The following is a 17,138-nucleotide window of genomic DNA, read 5'->3' on the forward strand; positions in this document are numbered from 1 at the left end:
GGGCCGAGATTTTCTTTATTCGTCATGACAGGCAGCCATCCATTTCCGCATTAGCGCTGCGCTAGTGTCTTAGGTTTTTGAATGCTTCGCGCCCGGTTTCTTGCCTCTGAATTCCGTACCGTGATGCGCATCGTGAGACAATCACGTCGCGCCCCTCTTTCTACTTATCCATGTCCGACGCCCCCTCGCCCGCCTCTTCTGCTTCTGTTCGCATCGCCATCATCGGTGGTGGCCCCGCTGGCCTCATGGCAGCCGAAACCCTGACGCGTCAGGGCATACTGGCTGACGTCTACGACGGCATGCCGTCCGTGGGGCGCAAATTTCTTCTGGCGGGCCGCGGTGGGCTAAATCTGACACACAGCGAGCCCGCAGAACGCTTCAATCAACGCTATCGAGGACGTAGCTCCGCCGTCGCCGCCTGGTTGCGCCATCTGGATGCCCAATCCTTGCGCGACTGGGCCCATGGACTGGGCATCGACACCTTCATCGGTTCGTCGGGCCGCGTGTTTCCCCGTGAAATGAAGGCTGCACCCCTATTGCGCGCCTGGCTGTCGCAGTTGCGCGCCGTGGGCGTGCGCTTTCACATGCGGCACCGCTGGAACGGCTGGGCCGCCGATGAAACAGCCGGCCCGCACGCGCTGCATTTCGAGACACCGCATGGCGCACTGACTGTGCGGGCCGACGCCGCCATCCTGGCGCTGGGCGGAGGCAGTTGGGCCCGGCTCGGCTCAGACGGCGCTTGGGTAACCGGCTTGCAGGCACACGGTGTGAACGTGGCGCCGCTACGTCCGGCCAATGGCGGTTTTGAGATTGACTGGAGCACACACTTGCGCGAACGCAGTGCCGGCATGCCGGTCAAGTCGATCGCGATGGCACTGGACAATAATGGCGCTCCCGATACCTGGCGACGCGGCGAATTCCTGTTGACCGAATCCGGCATCGAAGGCAGCCTGGTCTACGCCCTGTCGGCAGGCCTACGCGATGCCATCGACGCGAACGGCACGACCATCGCATGGGTCGATCTGCTGCCCGACATGCCCGCTGAACGTGTCCTCGCCCAAGTTTCTCATCCCCGCGGCGCGCGCTCGATGTCCAGCCACCTACAAAGCCGGCTCGGACTCAAGGGCGCCAAGGCGGCGCTATTACGCGAATGCGCGGACACGCAAGCCTGGCAAGACACAACACTACTGGCCCGCAGCATCAAAGCGCTGCCGCTGCGCTTACTGCGCACGCGTCCGATCGACGAAGCCATCAGCACCGCCGGCGGCGTCCGCCTGGAAGCGACCGACGCAGCCTTGATGCTCACCGCTGCGCCGGGCGTTTTCTGCGCAGGCGAAATGCTGGACTGGGAAGCCCCAACCGGTGGTTATCTACTGACGGCCAGTATGGCCAGCGGCGTGATCGCGGCAGAAGGCGTAGGGGCATTCCTCGCGTCCTGATGAATCTTGGCGAAAGCTCGAGGCAAAACCGTCAATCCGACCTACGTAAGACGACTGACCATCATTAACTCGTCCACCTCTTTCCCGTCTTCCAGCGTCGCGGCGGGGATTCTGCCAATCTGACGAAAACCAAAGCGTTCGTAAAACCGAATTGCCTCTGCATTATTACCATTAACGTTCAGCTCCAACTGCCACACCCCTTCGTCCCGTGCGAACGCGATGGTTGTCTGCAAGAGATCGGCCGCGAGACCTCGCCCACGTTCGCTTTCGCGCACATAAACCATGATAATCGTGGCGCGGTGGGCTCTTTTGACGCCTTGCTGGCGGAGCAAACCCATAATCCCGACCGGCTCACCGCTCCTGAACGCGACGAACACCGGCTTTCTCACACGATTCAGCCACTCATCGTTCGGAAGAGACTCCCAGTCCGCCAACGTAGTCTGAAAAGCCGATGGCACGAGTCGCAAAGACTCCAGACGAATTGCCTTGAAGGCAGGCAAATCACTCTCTTGCAGCCGCCTAATCTGCACGTCACTCATTACTGCCGCCTCCTCGTATCAAAACCGTGAATGAAACTAACTGAATTTCGATGCTGCGTTAATGCGTCATCGGCATCGACTGTGCTCGCGCGAGTCCTGCTTGCCGAATGGCCTTGATGAGGCTCTCTGCCGCAGGTGAGGCATCGACGTCAGTCCGGCGCAATAGGCCCATGGGCTCGTCAGTCCCTGCCAGCGGCATATCCAGGCGAACCAATTCGCCCTGCTTGACCTGTTCGGCAACCAAGCTGTCAGGAACAAACCAGATCGCATCGGCAGTCCTCGTCAAGGCCAGATTCAACGAAACGGACAGGCTTTCGACTGTGCGCCCGTGAACCGTCGCGCCGAAACGCGCCAGAATGCTCTCGGCTGACTGACGAATCAACGTGCCGGCTGGCGGCAGCAGCAGCAATTGCGTGCCGATGGCGTCCGGCGTCAGGGCGCCGGCATCCAACAACGGGTGGTCTGCACGCACGACCGTGCTCAGGGGTTCGCGAAAGAGATGCTCAAAACTCATCCCGCTCATGGCTTCGGCCTCGCCCATACGAGCCACGGCAAAAACGATGTCCGCAGACCGCAGTCGTTCGAGCAGTTCGACATTGCGCCCCGTCACGACATCGAGACTCACTTGGGGCCATTCTGTATGAAAGGTCCGCAGAGCCGGAGGCAACAGGACACTGGCCACCGTGGGGAGTATTCCCAGTCGGATCATTTCTGGCATGCTTTCCTGATCGCTCGCCAATTTGCCAACGCCCTCGTCCAAGCTGGCCAGGCAAGCGTTCGCATACGGGGCGAACACGCGACCCTCGCTCGTTAGCTCCGCCCCCTGCCGGCCTCGATGAAACAAGCGCACGCCCAGCAAGCTCTCCAGTTCGAGCAAGGTCTTGGATACCGCGGGCTGCGTGATCGACAGCCGCTCGGACGCGCGCTGCAGGCTGCTCAGTTGCGCCACGGCCAAGAAACACTGGATATGCCGCAACTTAATGCGGCTGCTTGCCAAAGACTTTTCCATAACTTTTTGTGCGCGCCAATGCCATAAAACATCAATTTCAATAACTTTACATCTTAATTATCGTTCTCTTTCGTATAAAACAGACGGAGACTGCCATGGACGGTGCGAATCGCCGCAGCGCCATTCTTACCCCGAGGGACTGGAAAGAACATCCTCCTTATCAGTACGCGGGATACAAGTCATCAGTGCTACGCAGTCCATCGTTACCGCCTATTCCGCGGACAGATGCGTTAAGAAATCTCTATGCGCCCGTGTACGGCGCCGATCAACTGGGCTCCCAGGACGCCGACCTGACGGTCAATGCCGCCAAGAATGGCGCGCCGCTTGGCGAGCGCATCGTGGTAACGGGCCGCGTGCTTGACGAAGGCGGTCGGCCCGTACGCAACACGCTGGTCGAGATTTGGCAGGCGAATGCCGCAGGCCGTTATGTCCACAAAGGCGACCAGCATGACGCGCCTCTCGATCCGAACTTTCTTGGGGCCGGCCGATGTCTGACCGATGATCAAGGACGCTATCAGTTCCTGACGATCAAACCTGGCGCATACCCGTGGGGCAACCATAGCAATGCCTGGCGACCCGCCCACATCCACTTCTCGTTATTCGGCGAGTATTTTGGGTCCCGGCTGGTGACTCAGATGTATTTTCCCGGCGATCCCTTGCTGGACCTGGATCCCATCTATCAGGGTACGCCCACTCATGCCCGCGAACGCCTGGTGTCGCGTTTTACGCTGGACGCCACACAAGAAGGTTACGCGCTCGGATACGAGTTCGACATCGTGCTGCGCGGCCCGCGCCAGACACCCGCGGAGTGAGCCATGCATACGTTGAAACAAACTCCCTCCCAAACCGTCGGCCCGTTCTTTGCCTATGGACTATGCCCAGAGCAATACCACTTCGACTTGAAAAGCCTGTTTACCGCGACGGTCGCTGCGCCGCATGTGGCCGGCGAGCACATCCTGCTGGTCGGTACGGTGCATGACGGCGCCGGACAGGTCGTACCGGACGCCGTCATCGAGTTCCTGCAGGCAGACGCGTCGGGGCAATATGTGACATCAGCAGCGGATGCACAAAAAACGGGGTTCAAAGGCTTTGCGCGCGTGGGCACAGGCACCGACCCTGATCAACGCTACGTCGTCGAAACCATTAAGCCTGGCGCCGCTGCACCCGGCGCGGCCCCCTGTATCGATGTCATTGTCCACATGCGTGGCATGCTGCTCCATGCCTACACCCGCATTTACTTTGAAGACGAAGAAACGGCCAACGCCCAAGACGAGGTGCTGGCTACGGTACCTGCCGCGCGTCGTCCCACCTTGATCGCAAAACGGGAGCCAGGGTCATCACGAAAGGTATATCGGTTCGATATTCGCCTGCAGGGCCCAAATGAAACCGTATTTTTCGATGTCTGACGCGCTCGCGGCGCACCGGGTGATGCTCCCCAGGACGTGACCGAGTACGGCGCCGCGCTGACGCGTCAAACGCGTCAGCGCAAGGGCATTCCCCGACTAGGGAATGCCCTTGTTTTTTTTCACACTTCAGGCATTGAATTTTAATTAGATCTCTAATATTATTTTCTTGTGCGCAACCCGAAATGGCCGCGCACGCAGCATAAATCTCGTTAAAAAACATAAATCAGAGGACGGAGACAAGATGCAAAACCACCAAACGGCGCTGACCTATTCCATCAGTTCTCGCAAACTCATCGCGGCCTTCGGCGCGGCTGCGGCATCCCTGGCATTGACCTGTAGCGCGGTCGCCTCTGAAACGGCGTCGCAGTTCCCTAATCGCGCAATTCGATTCATCGTGCCCTATGCGTCCGGCGGTCTGCCAGACACGGTGGCCCGTGTTGTAGCCCAGCAGTTGACGACCACACTGGGTCAATCGGTCGTCGTCGAAAACAAGCCGGGCGCCAATGGCGTCATCGCGGCCCAGGCGCTGATGAGCAGCCCGCCCGACGGTTACACCTACCTGGTCACCGACGGTTCGATGATGTCGATCAACCCCTCGCTGTACAAGGATCTTCCGTACGAACCAAAGCGCGATTTCCTCCCCGTTTCGTTGATCGCCACGTCACCGCTGTTCCTGGCCACCAGCACGCAAACCGGCATAAAGACACTGCAAGAATTCGTGGACCGCGCCAAAGCCAATCCTGGCGATCTGGACTACGGGTCGTCCGGTATTGGCAGCTCTCACCACCTCAGTATGGAGGCTCTGACTCAAAGTCTGAACACCAAGCTCACTCATGTGCCGTTCCGAGGATCCGCCCAATCAGTACCGGCCCTGGTCGGCAACCAAGTCGATGTCGTGTTTGCAGCATTGCCTTCCATTGCCGGGTTCGAAAACAAAGGGCAGGTCAAGATCCTCGCGACCAACGCGGGAAAACGCTCGGCGCTGGCACCCAACATTCCAGCGATCGCCGAGATCATTCCTGGTTTTAATTTTGCGGTAACGGTAGGTGCCCTGGCCGCGTCAGGTACCCCGGACTACGCCGTGGAAAAAGTAAGCGCCGAAATCGCCAAAGCGGTGAAAACGCCCGCGGTGGTCAAGCAATTCAATACGCTGGGTATTGAACCCGTCGGTGGTTCGCCCAAGCAATACGCCACTGCCATCGACGAGGAAACACAGCGGTATGCAAGCGCCATCAAATCAGCAGGCATCAAAGCCGACTAAGCCCGCGTCGTCGTCATGAGGTTTGCCAGCGACAGCGGCATCACGAAATTTATATACCCCAGTCGCTGGCGCAGCGGTGGGAAGCAATCTGGAGGCCCCTATGTTGACCGTCGAAGAAAACAATCTGCTGTGCCGCGTCGAAGAAGACGCGCCTATGGGACAACTCATGCGCAAGCATTGGATCCCCATTTGCCTGACGGAAGAAGTGAGCGAACCCGACTGTGATCCGGTCAAGGCACGCGTGCTAGGTGAAGACCTCGTCGTATTTCGCGACACGGATGGGCGGGTGGGCGTCATGGACGAGTATTGTCCTCATCGCCGTGTGTCGCTTGTGTACGGACGCAATGAAGAATGCGGCCTGCGCTGCCTGTATCACGGCTGGAAGATGGATGTAGAAGGAACCGTGATCGAAATGGTGTCCGAACCCGCGGCAAGCACGATGGCGGACAAGGTCAAACACAAGGCATACAAGGTACAGGAATGGGGTGGCATGGTTTGGGCGTTCATGGGTCCCCAGGACGCCATACCCGAATTCACCCCTCCTCCCTGGGCGCCGACCCAGGACGCAAAAGTCAGTATTGCCAAAGTGCTCGTCCCCTGTAATTGGGCGCAGATCCTGGAGGGCGCTATCGATTCGGCCCATAGCTCCAGCCTGCATTCGTCGGATTTCGTGCCTGCCCGCGTCGGTGGCGCGCAAGCGACAGAGAAAAACTGGTTGCGACCGTCCACAGACAAGGCCCCCCGTATGCAGGTGCATAAGACCTCGTATGGCTTTCGTTACGCGGCGATTCGCAGACCCATTACCAACGCCGCCAAAACGGACTACATCCGCTCGACGGTCTTCGTCGCGCCAAACACCGTGTTGATCCCGCCAAACAACCTGTACAACGTCGCGAATGTGAACGTGCCGATGGACGATACGAACACGGCGTTCTATTTCATCGCATGGGGAGAACGGGCGACCACGCCCGACACCGAGACCTGGCGCAAGTTCCTGGGGACCAGCGTCGGAAAAGACCTGGACGAACGCTATCGCCCCTTTCGCAACGAAGAGAACCGCTTTTGGCAGGATCGCCAGGCCATGAAAGCCGGCAACTTTACGGGAATCAAGGGATTTCCGAACCAGGACATCGCCATGTGGGTCACCATGGGTCCTATTGCCGACCGATCAAACGACCGCCTTGGGGCCAGCGATCTGGCCGTCGTCGAGTTTCGCAAGCAAATGCTGGACGCCGTCCTGGCGTTCAAGGATGGTGCGCCGGCCATCGGCACGGGCGATCAGCGTATTCCGGCGCAGGTATGCGCATTCCAGGCGATCGTCCCCAAGGAAATCGATTGGCGGAATTTCGACGCCAAGCCCGTGGGTCGGCAAACGGAAGACACACCGGAACTCGAAACCAACTATCAAACAACCGCTTAACAGCGACAACCTGAGGACAACTCGCAACATGGCCAAACTACCGCTTTCCATTGCCATCGGCGACTACGACCGTAATCGCGCCTTGGTTGACGGCGCCGTGCAGATAGACGGCGTAGACCCCGCGTACATGCTTCTGAGTCCCGAGGAAATGTTCTTTCGTGCGTTTCGCTATCAGGATTTTGATATCAGTGAGCTGTCTTTTTCGAGCTATCTGGTGAAACACGCCAACGGCGACTGTCCGTACATCGCGCTACCCATCTTTCTGTCGCGCGCATTCCGACACACGTCGATCTATGTCCGCAAGGACAGAATCACGCGCCCCGAAGACCTGAAGGGAAAACGGATAGGTATCCCCGAGTATCAGTTGACCGCCAATGTATGGGCGCGCGCCATATTGCAAGACGACTATGGCGTGCGGCCATCGGATGTCACCTGGGTGCGCGGCGGCATCGATCAGCCGGGCCGCCCCGAAAAAATAAAGCTGAAGCTTCCCGCTGACGTAAAAATGATCGACGCCCCCGCCGACACGACCATCTCGGACATGCTGGACCGGGGTGAGATCGATGGATTCATGGCGCCACGCGCGCCGTACGGCGCCGCGCGCGAGAACCCCAACGTCGGCTGGTTGTTCGACGACCCGACGGCCGTCGCAAAGGACTACTTCAACCGCACACGCATTTTTCCCATCATGCATGTCTTGGGCCTGCGCAAGACCCTGGCCGAGCAGCACCCCTGGCTGGCCGCCGCCCTGGTCAAGGCATTCGATCGGTCGAAATCCATCGCATTGGAAAAACTGTCGGATACATCAGCGACGAAAGTCACTCTGCCCTTTGTTGAAGAGCAGCTCAAAGCCGCGCAAGAAACCATGGGACCCAACTACTGGGCCTATGGCGTGCAGGATAGCCTGGCCACCCTAGAGGCTTTTACGCGCCACCATCATGCGCAGGGTCTGTCGTCCCGTCATGTTCCGGTCGAAGAACTGTTTCATCCCAGCACTTACGAAACATACAAGATCTGAGTGTTACGCAGATTGCAGGAGATCGACATGACCCCGCCCAGCACGTCCATGGATACCGAAGTGCGTTTGAGGATCCAGAAAATCGAAGACGCCGCCCAGGGCATACGTGCATTTGAACTCGTTTCGGAAAACGCGGAAGACCTCCCGCCGTTCACCCCTGGTTCTCATATCAAAGTGCAAGTGCCCAACGGCGAGTTTCGCAAATATTCCCTCTGCAACGATCCCGGCGAACGGCATCACTACGTCATCACCGTCAAGCGCGAAGCGCAAGGACGCGGAGGCTCGATCAGCCTGGTCGACGAGGCTAGAGAGGGGCAAATCCTTTCGGCGACGATGCCCGATAACGCATTTGCGCTGGTCGACAATCCCGACAGTCTGATTTTCATTGCTGGGGGAATCGGCATCACGCCTATCCTGTCGATGATTCGCTCTTTCGGCGAGCTCGCCCCGTGTCCTTGGAAGCTTTATTACCTGAGCCAGGCACCCGAGACCACCGCATACTTGGACGAGTTGACTCACCCCGACATCAAGGCGCACGTCAAGATTCACCACGATTACGGTGATCCCGCGAATTCGTTTGACTTGTGGCCCGTCCTGGAAAAGCCCAATCGGGGGCACGTCTACTGCTGTGGTCCACGCGGCCTGATGGAAGGCGTGCGGGACATGTCGGGGCACTGGTCACCCGCGCGCATCCATTTTGAAAGTTTCCTGGAGGGTGGCGGAAAAAAACCCGACGATCAGCCATTTCGCGTCGAACTGGCCAAGTCCGGTCGAGAGTTCGAAATCCCGGTGGGCAAGTCGATTCTCTCGGTCTTGCTCGAGGCCGGCGTCAAGGTCAGTTATTCATGCGAGAGCGGCACCTGTGGTTCATGCCGGACCCGGATGCTGCAAGGATCGGCCGATCACCGCGATATGGTACTGATGCCTGAAGAGCAGGAAGCGGAAATCATGGTGTGTGTCTCGCGTGCCACTTGTGAAAAACTGGTGCTGGACCTTTAACCAACAGAAAGCCTGGACATGAATACACCAACATTGAGATTAGGCGTGGCCGGGCTGGGACGGGCGTTTTCACTGATGCTCCCCACCTTCCTGAACGACAGTCGCGTGCAGTTGGTTGCGGCAAGCGACCCTCGACCAGAAGCGAGAGCGCGATTCGAACGAGATTTCGCCGCGCCCACCTATTCGGATGTCGATGCGTTGGTCGCCAATCCCGACGTTCAGGTGGTCTACATCGCCAGCCCGCACCAGTTGCATGCCGAACACACGCGCATCGCCGCCGCTCACGGAAAACACGTCCTGGTGGAAAAGCCGATGGCACTGTCTTTGGACGAGTGCGACAGCATGATCCAGGCTTGCAAAGCATCGGGTGTCACGTTGCTGATCGGACACTGTCACAGCTTTGATACCCCGTACCTGAGGACGCACGAATTGATCTCGGGTGGAGAATTCGGATCGGTACGAATGGTGCACGCCTTGAACTACACCGACTACCTATTTCGTCCCAGACGTCCGGAAGAGCTCTCGACCCAGGACGGTGGCGGCGCCGTGTTCAGCCAGGCCGCTCATCAGGTGGACATTGTCCGCATGCTCGTGGGCGCGCGACCGGTACGGCTGCGCAGCGCGCTCGGACGTTGGAACACATCCCGGCCAACCGAGGGAGCGTATAGCGCCCTGCTTTGGTTTGCGTCAGGCGCGTATGCGTCGTTGAACTACAGCGGGTATGCCCATTTTGATTCAGACGAATGGATGGATTGGGTGGGAGAAATGGGCAATCCCAAGTCGGCACAGGATTATGGAGCCGCCCGGAAAAAATTAGCCGCGATCGCCAGCCCCGCTGCAGAAGCGACCCTGAAGGCAGCAGGAACCTACGGGGGAAGCGCATACGCCAGAGCGGCCGCACAGACCGCATTTGCGGAACCATCGCATCAGCATTTTGGCTCCCTCATTGTGTCATGTGACCATGCCGACCTGCGGCCCATGCCCAACGGAATCCTCATTTATGGCGACACGGGGCGCGAATTCCGGGCGCTGCCCGCACCGGTGATTCCGCGTTTTGAGGTCATCGATGAATTGCATGGGGCCATTTATAACGATCGCCCTTGCCTGCACGACGGCGCGTGGGCCAAAGCCACGCTCGAAATTTGTCTGGCCATGCTGAAATCGGACGATCACGCCGAGGACGTCTTGCTCAACAATCAGGTCTAGGCGGCCGCCACGGTCACCGGAGGGGTTGCCACCCGGTGGGAGTATCATTTCGGGCGATTTCGTGACTTTCTAATCTGCACCGATGACTAGCAAAGAAACCCTGAATGTGCTGGATCACTGGCGTGAGGCCGTGCCTGACGATCGTCTCGCGCACCTGATCAAGGACGCCACCCGAGCACTGGTACGAGGCCTGCAAATGCGGCTCGCCGAGCACAACGTGTCATTTGGCCACTGGACCTTTTTACGCATCCTTTGGGAACAAGATGGGCTGACTCAGCGCGAGCTGAGCGAGCAGGCCGGCGTCATGGAGCCCACGACCTTTGCGGCGATGCGGGCGATGGAGCAACTCGGCTATATCGAGCGCAAACACTTGCCCGGCAACAAAAAGAACATCCACGTGTTCTTGACACGCACTGGGCGCGCCCTGAAGAAAAAACTGGTTCCACTGGCCGAAGAGGTCAATGCTATCGGCACGCGTGGTCTCAAGGCGACGGAAATCAAGACCGCGCGCAAGGTGCTGCTGGCGATCATCACCAACATGGCAGAGGACGAGGCCTCGGAAGAAGGCGCCGAACGACGGATTCCGTCCACCCGCGAGCTATCTCGACGGATTAACGAAACATCTTGACCGGTTAAGGCGTCGGTACCCCGCTCATTAGGACCGCCGACAGCCCCAAAAGGGTGCAAGGGCCTACACTATCGGTTAATTCAGCTATTTGCGGTTTTTACCACCCGCCCTATTGTGACTAACACGCCCTTCTCTACCCTGCCCCTCTTGCCCGCCTTGCTGGAAAATCTGCAAAGCCTGGGTTTCGAAAAAATGACGCCGATCCAGGCGCAGAGCCTGCCACTGATCCTGGAAGGCCGCGATCTGATCGCGCAAGCCAAGACCGGCAGCGGCAAGACCGCGGCCTTTGGCCTGGGGGTGCTGCAGAATCTGGACGTGAACCGTCTGGTCCCGCAAGCGCTACTGGTCTGCCCTACCCGTGAACTAGCGGACCAAGTCGCCCAAGAACTGCGTCGGCTGGCTCGTCTGATTCCCAACGTCAAGATACTGACGCTGTGCGGGGGGGCCGCCGCACGCCCTCAAGTGGAATCGCTGGCACGTGGGGCACATTTGGTCGTGGGCACACCGGGTCGCCTGCAAGACCATCTAGAGCGCGGCAGCCTGGACTTGTCGGGCCTGAATACACTGGTGCTAGACGAGGCCGACCGCATGGTGGACATGGGGTTCTATGACGATATCGTCGCCATCGCCTCGCACTGTCCCACCAAGCGCCAAACCTTGCTGTTCTCGGCCACCTACCCCGACAACATTCGCAAGCTCAGTGCGCGCTTTCTGCGCAACCCGGCCGAGGTGAAGGTCGAGGCCCAACATGACGCCAGCCGCATTGAGCAGATTTTCTACGAAATCGACGACGCAGACAGGCTAAACGCCGTGGTCACGCTGCTGGCCCATTTCCGCCCGGCATCGACGCTGGCCTTCTGCAATACCAAAATCCGCAGTCACAATCTGGTCGAGCGCCTGCAGGCCGAGGGCATCAGTGCCCAGGCCCTCAATGGCGACCTGGAACAGCGCGAGCGCGACGAAATCCTGATCCAGTTCGCCAATCAAAGCTGCGCCGTACTGGTCGCCACCGACGTCGCCGCTCGCGGTCTGGATATCCAGAACCTGGGTGCGGTGATCAATGTCGACGTGACCAAGGACACCGAGGTCCACGTGCACCGCATCGGCCGCAGCGGTCGCGGCGACCAAAAAGGGTTGGCGCTGAGCCTGTGTTCGCCCAACGAAACGCGCTGGGCCAACCTGATCGAGGAATATCAAGGCACCCCATTGAAATGGGCCGATATCAAATCGCTGCGCCCCAAGGCCGACCGCCCCCTGCGCGCGCCGATGATTACCTTGTGCATACAAGGCGGCAAAAAGGACAAGCTGCGCCCCGGCGACCTGCTGGGCGCCCTGACCGGCGATGGCGGCCTGACATTCGAGCAGGTCGGCAAGATCAATATCACCGAATTCAACGCGTATGTGGCGTTGGACCGCCAGATTGCCAAACAGGCGTTTTCACGCTTGTCCAACAGCAACATCAAGGGACGCCGGTTCCGTATGCGCTTTCTGGAAGAGTTCTGATCGGCTGCTGGTCCATATCCATACTGGTGGTGCTTGAATCAACGTCCGTGCTTCGCCAGGGGTGATCAGACGGCCGAAGGGGTGAAATTGTTGGCCATCCAGTCGTGGCGTGAAAGGCCAGTAAGGCCCACCGTGCTGTTCGCTAGCGGCATGAGCGTTCGAAGAACGCCAGCACCTGTTCACCCAGCCACTGCTCGGGCGTATTGAAATGAGCCACGATCGATACATGATTGTGATCTGGCAAAGCGATGTGCAAAGGCGCTGATGCGCTAGCTTTGCCTAGCGCCAAGGCGAACTCAAGGCCATAGATGTCCAGCAACGGGTTTTCATATTCGGCGTTCACCACGAGCACCGGCACGCGCGCACGCGCGGCATGGGTTAGCGGCGACCCGCTTTCGTAGTGCGAGGGGTCATTGCCAAAATACGCCCTGACACCCGCTGCGTTGGGATTCACTGCAAGGATGTCTGCCTTGAGCCGTGCGGAAATCAGCACGACACCCTGCACATTGAGCGGCGCCGATCCGTAAAGCGGATCACAAGCCAATGTCGCGACATGTGTGCCCCCGGCGGAATGACCAATCAGGCAGATTCTATCGGGATCGCCATCAAACTCGTGGACATGGCGGGCGACCCATTCGCATGCCTGTGCTACGTCAGCAGCACCGCCGGGATAGGGAGCATCCTGCGCAAGCCGGTATTCCACATTGATGCCGATGTAACCCTGGCGCGCGAACCATGTCAGCACATTGCCGTACATCTCTGCGTTGATATTCTTCGCGCCCCTGATAAAGGCACCTCCATGCACGAAGAGAACCACTGGTGCGCGATGCGCGCCTGTAGGCCTATACACGTCCAGAATTTGTCGTGGGTGATCGCCATAAGCCAGGTTATCGATGATATCGACGCCTGCCTTGGGCGCCTGCGCCAGCAAGGGCACGTAGAGCGCCTTAGTCTCATCGCCGCCTTTGCGTATATCGTGCTGCCATCGCACACCTAGTTCGCGCAGTCGCTGCGTAAGCCGTTCAGGACGTTGGGACATCGTGCAGTCCGGATCAGGCGGATGCGGGCAGGAAGGCGATGCCCTCGATTTCTACCAACCATTCAGGTCGGGCCAGTGCTTGCACGACCACGACGGTGGATGCCGGCCGTGATTCACCGATGAATTCGGCCCGAACTGGGCCCAACTGCGGCAGATCCGACTGTCGGGTCAGGAACGTGCTGACTTTTACCAGATGCTCAACCCGCATACCGGCGCCCGACAAGACAGCCACCAGGTTAGCCCACGTCTGGCGCGCCTGTGCCTCAAAGCCATCCATCAGTTGGCCGCTTGGATCCACACCGACCTGGCCGGCGATATGCAGCCACGTTCCAGAACCCACCGAGGCGATAGCCAAGCTGTATGGACCTAATGGAGGGGCCACCTCGTTGGTAGCAATGATGCGATTCGACATGGAGTGGCTCACGATATGCAGTCGTCGATTTCGGACACACGGGGAATCTCGACCCCATACACACCCACATCCTCACGGATCTGGTTCAAACCCTTGCGAATAATGGCGATCTCGTCGTCCGGATGCGTCGCACCTAGACCGTATTCCGCGGCCAACGCACGGTTGCGCCCCGACCGGGCACGCTCTTCGTCCGGCAGATTAACGACCGCGTAGACGCCATTGAGCAGGCTGCCCTTGAGTTTCTTCGCTACCTTTTCCCCGATGGTGCGTTTCTCTGTCGCCGGTAGTTCGGAAAAAAAACGGCGCATGATAATGCGGCCAAATTGAATATGGCGTGCCTCATCGCGCAGGATGAGCCGACAGGCTTCGCGAATCGATGCGAACTTTGCATTTTCGTAGCGTGCTTGAAGCAGTTCGCCCGAAAGCTGTTCAAACAAGGTATTGACCGACAAGCTTGCATAGAAGCTCATTTCCTTTTCGTCTTTCTCGTCGTGAAAGCGCGGGATAATGTCTTTGAAGTAATCTGCCCGCGGGATGGCCTCATAGCCATGCAAATGGTCCGCGATTCGGAAACTGGCCTCGTGATGCCTCAACTCTTCGGCAATGAAGTTGGTGATGTGCTGCTTTATCTCGAAAGGTTGATGCGAAAAAATCGCTTCGCGCAGGCGTTCGGCGCCATACGGCGTTGCGCCGTGTTCCATCCAGGCACGCAAGCTCCACCATTCCGCTCCCGCGACGCGCACCTCATCGGGAATATCAGCGTCCTTCAATTCCGAATAATCAATGTCCACAACGGGATCCCAGGCCAACTCCCGCGCTTGCGTGCACAGGCGCCAAACTTCTGGATACTCAATCTTCGCAACCACCGGATACGGATTGGGAACTTGGGGGATTTCTTCGAGTAAGGACGGTTGCATCTGATCGGATCCTCAAGTTAGAACAAAGAAAGGGATTGAATATGTTCATGCTAGGGGCGCCACCTTGATACATCCAATACTATTTACATAGCCCCGTGATTCGTGTCAGATATTGCCAATCTGACTTCGCATAGTGGGTGACGCTCATGTTTGAACTCCGTCTGGTCCGCCAGTTTGTCGTGGTCGCTGAAGAATTGAATTTCCGCCGCGCGGCCGAGCGATTGCACATGTCGCAGCCGCCACTATCGACCGCAGTAAGGAATCTCGAGACCGATATCGGCACGACGCTGCTCGATCGAAGCAAGCATCACGTCAGGCTGACACCGGCCGGACAGGTCTTCTATAAAGATGCGGTACGACTACTACGGTTCATTGAACAGGCGCGCGAACGCGCCCGTCGAACGAATTGCGGCCTTGAAGGCACGTTGCGCCTATCTTTCGTACCCAGCGCGGCACTCGACGTACTGCCGGAAATCTTCAAACGATTCCAGCACAATTACCCGACCGTGCACCTAACGCTGACAGCGGAAACCACGCGACGGCAACTCGAAGATCTCCAGAATGGGCATACCGATCTGGCGCTGTTGGTCGGACCGGTTTATGACTCGCGCGGGCTGGAGCTTGTCGAGCTACGCCCCCAACGCTTCGTGCTTGCCGTTCCGAGCGGACATCCACTGGCCAAGCGCGAGAAAGTGAAAATGAAAGAACTGGCGGCAGAATCGTTTGTCTCGTTTCCCGCGGCCGAAGGAATGGGCTTTGTCAACGCGCTGCTGAGGGCTTGTCAGACGGCGGGTTTCATGCCCAGAGTCGTCCAGGAAGCCTCGCAGATGCAAGCCATCTTGACTCTGGTCGCAGGGGGACTAGGTATCGCCCTGGTTCCATCCGCCATGCGCCGCCTGCATATGGAAGACGTGTGCTTCCTCGACATTTCCGATACGAAGAACCCACCCACCTATCAACTGGTATTTGCCTATGCAAGTGGAAATGACAACCCTGTCATTCCCGCTTTCTTGGCAAACGCGTTGGGCTCAGCCCACCCCTTACATGACCGGAATGAACGCACTAAGTCAGTGCGAAAAATGCCCGAAACGGTGTGATTCGTCGGACGTATCAACACCTACATTGAACGGTATTAGACAAGCAGGTATTAACTTGGGAGCATCTGGAACGAACGACGGTCCTCGCCCAGCAATGGAAGCCCACCCATGATGGATAAATTGCATGCACCCACTGTGCCGACTCATTGCTCCTGTGGCGTCCTGTATCCTGCTCGCCGCGGCGGGACAGGCAACAGCTCAGGACTTTCCCACCCACTCTGTCACCCTGGTGGTTCCTTATCCAGCCGGGGGCTCCGCTGATATCCTGGCTCGCGCCATCGGGAAAATGCTGGGGGAAAAACTTGGCCAGCCAGTTGTCGTCGAAAATAAGAGCGGCGCAGGAACGGCCATTGGTTCGCGCTTCGTTGCAAAAGCACCCGCCGACGGCTACACCCTACTCTTGGGCACCGTCAGCTCGCACGCCATCAATCCGGCGATTACAAACGTCGGCTACGACCCGCTCAACGACTTCGCGCTGGTGGCGCCCGTGGCATCGACCCCCTTCGTTCTGGTGACACCCGTCGGGTCATCCCTTCGCACCTTAGCGGACGTCATCGAGGCAGCGCGTCAACAGCCGAACACGCTGGATTACGCCTCTGCCGGCCCTGGAACATCCAACCATCTGGCGGGTGAGATGCTAGCCAACGCCGCCAAGATCCAACTGGTGCACGTTCCGTATCGCGGCAGCGCACCCGCACTGGTCGATGTCATGGCCGGCCATGTGCCACTGATGTTCGACCTGCAAACCACGTCGGTTCCAAACATCCGCCAAGGTACCCTGCGCGCTTTGGCTGTCACCAGCCTGCAGCGCAGCACGCTGCTGCCCGATATACCCACGGTGGCGGAAAGCGGTATACCCAACTTCGAAGTCAGCGCCTGGTTTGCCGTGTTCGCGCCAGCGAAAGTTCCTCCACCGGTATTGAAACGCTTGCAAGACACGATGATCGCCGTCATGGAATCAGCGGACTTCAAGCAGCAACTTCGCCAGATCGGCGCAGAGCCAGACTCACGATCTCCGGAGGAGTTTTCCGTCTATGTGGAACAAGAAGTCAAAAAATACACAGGGGTCGTAAAAGCGGCTGGCTTGGCCGCCCAGAAATAGTTTTACTCCCTTGCGGCGCACCCATTTGCGAGCACCGAACGACGCAGTCAATGACGTAACAAAATCTGCAATTTTTGTTCCATTTTGTATGTCGAAATTGCGTTGCCCTGGGCGTCGGCGCTAGGATTAGGCACTTGGTTCAA

The 17,138-nt window shown here is 58.5% G+C and carries 17 protein-coding genes; 12 read left to right on the forward strand and 5 right to left on the reverse strand.

Going from position 1 to position 17,138, the window contains the following annotated elements; translation table 11 throughout:
* Positions 1-170: 170 nt before the first annotated feature.
* Positions 171-1,439 (forward strand): TIGR03862 family flavoprotein, encoded by a 1,269-nt coding sequence (locus ACYVDM_RS00225; RefSeq protein ID WP_415790813.1) that lies wholly within the window; start codon positions 171-173, stop codon positions 1,437-1,439.
* Between the two features lie 41 nt (positions 1,440-1,480).
* Here ACYVDM_RS00225 and ACYVDM_RS00230 read toward each other — a convergent pair whose 3' ends face one another.
* Both ACYVDM_RS00230 and pcaQ read right to left on the reverse strand, forming a co-directional pair.
* Positions 1,481-1,978: a GNAT family N-acetyltransferase gene (locus ACYVDM_RS00230; protein ID WP_415790811.1), complete on the reverse strand. Its 498-nt coding sequence runs from the start codon at positions 1,976-1,978 to the stop codon at positions 1,481-1,483.
* Between the two features lie 58 nt (positions 1,979-2,036).
* Positions 2,037-2,987, reverse strand: coding sequence for a pca operon transcription factor PcaQ (gene pcaQ / locus ACYVDM_RS00235; RefSeq protein WP_415790809.1), 951 nt, complete (start codon positions 2,985-2,987; stop codon positions 2,037-2,039).
* 95 nt (positions 2,988-3,082) lie between these two features.
* Here pcaQ and pcaH point away from each other — a divergent pair, with 95 nt between their 5' ends.
* From pcaH to dbpA, 9 genes are all read left to right on the forward strand, one after another.
* Positions 3,083-3,799, forward strand: coding sequence for a protocatechuate 3,4-dioxygenase subunit beta (gene pcaH / locus ACYVDM_RS00240; protein ID WP_415790807.1), 717 nt, complete (start codon positions 3,083-3,085; stop codon positions 3,797-3,799).
* A gap of 3 nt (positions 3,800-3,802) precedes the next feature.
* Positions 3,803-4,393 carry a protocatechuate 3,4-dioxygenase subunit alpha gene (gene pcaG / locus ACYVDM_RS00245; protein WP_415790805.1) on the forward strand — a complete coding sequence of 197 codons (591 nt, stop codon included), beginning with the start codon at positions 3,803-3,805 and terminating at the stop codon, positions 4,391-4,393.
* Positions 4,394-4,634: 241 nt separating this feature from the next.
* Positions 4,635-5,654 carry a Bug family tripartite tricarboxylate transporter substrate binding protein gene (locus ACYVDM_RS00250; protein ID WP_415790803.1) on the forward strand — a complete coding sequence of 340 codons (1,020 nt, stop codon included), beginning with the start codon at positions 4,635-4,637 and terminating at the stop codon, positions 5,652-5,654.
* 100 nt (positions 5,655-5,754) lie between these two features.
* Positions 5,755-7,074, forward strand: a complete 1,320-nt coding sequence (locus ACYVDM_RS00255; protein WP_415790801.1) for a Rieske 2Fe-2S domain-containing protein — start codon at positions 5,755-5,757, stop codon at positions 7,072-7,074.
* A gap of 28 nt (positions 7,075-7,102) precedes the next feature.
* Positions 7,103-8,092, forward strand: coding sequence for an ABC transporter substrate-binding protein (locus tag ACYVDM_RS00260; protein WP_415790799.1), 990 nt, complete (start codon positions 7,103-7,105; stop codon positions 8,090-8,092).
* Between the two features lie 27 nt (positions 8,093-8,119).
* Positions 8,120-9,091, forward strand: coding sequence for a PDR/VanB family oxidoreductase (locus ACYVDM_RS00265; protein ID WP_415790797.1), 972 nt, complete (start codon positions 8,120-8,122; stop codon positions 9,089-9,091).
* An 18-nt stretch (positions 9,092-9,109) separates the two neighbouring features.
* Positions 9,110-10,297 carry a Gfo/Idh/MocA family protein gene (locus ACYVDM_RS00270; protein ID WP_415790795.1) on the forward strand — a complete coding sequence of 396 codons (1,188 nt, stop codon included), beginning with the start codon at positions 9,110-9,112 and terminating at the stop codon, positions 10,295-10,297.
* Positions 10,298-10,379: 82 nt separating this feature from the next.
* Positions 10,380-10,925, forward strand: coding sequence for a MarR family winged helix-turn-helix transcriptional regulator (locus tag ACYVDM_RS00275; RefSeq protein ID WP_415790793.1), 546 nt, complete (start codon positions 10,380-10,382; stop codon positions 10,923-10,925).
* A gap of 114 nt (positions 10,926-11,039) precedes the next feature.
* Entirely contained in the window at positions 11,040-12,428 is a 1,389-nt protein-coding gene (dbpA, locus tag ACYVDM_RS00280; RefSeq protein ID WP_415790792.1) for an ATP-dependent RNA helicase DbpA, read from the forward strand.
* 142 nt (positions 12,429-12,570) lie between these two features.
* On the opposite strand, the gene ACYVDM_RS00285 is transcribed toward dbpA, so the two are convergent.
* The 3 genes from ACYVDM_RS00285 to ACYVDM_RS00295 are packed head-to-tail and all read right to left on the reverse strand — an operon-like array spanning position 12,571 to position 14,796.
* Entirely contained in the window at positions 12,571-13,467 is an 897-nt protein-coding gene (locus ACYVDM_RS00285; protein WP_415790791.1) for an alpha/beta hydrolase, read from the reverse strand.
* A 13-nt stretch (positions 13,468-13,480) separates the two neighbouring features.
* Positions 13,481-13,879, reverse strand: coding sequence for a RidA family protein (locus ACYVDM_RS00290; RefSeq protein WP_415790789.1), 399 nt, complete (start codon positions 13,877-13,879; stop codon positions 13,481-13,483).
* 8 nt (positions 13,880-13,887) lie between these two features.
* The gene (locus tag ACYVDM_RS00295) at positions 13,888-14,796 is read right to left on the reverse strand and encodes a ferritin family protein (RefSeq protein ID WP_415790787.1); all 909 of its coding nucleotides are present in this window, start codon (positions 14,794-14,796) and stop codon (positions 13,888-13,890) included.
* Between the two features lie 146 nt (positions 14,797-14,942).
* Here ACYVDM_RS00295 and ACYVDM_RS00300 point away from each other — a divergent pair, with 146 nt between their 5' ends.
* On the forward strand, positions 14,943-15,893 hold the full coding sequence (locus ACYVDM_RS00300) for a LysR family transcriptional regulator (protein ID WP_415790785.1): 951 nt from the start codon (positions 14,943-14,945) through the stop codon (positions 15,891-15,893).
* Positions 15,894-16,017: 124 nt separating this feature from the next.
* The gene (locus ACYVDM_RS00305) at positions 16,018-16,995 is read left to right on the forward strand and encodes a Bug family tripartite tricarboxylate transporter substrate binding protein (protein WP_415790783.1); all 978 of its coding nucleotides are present in this window, start codon (positions 16,018-16,020) and stop codon (positions 16,993-16,995) included.
* Positions 16,996-17,138 lie beyond the last annotated feature (143 nt).

The organism is Bordetella tumulicola, assembly GCF_054779135.1.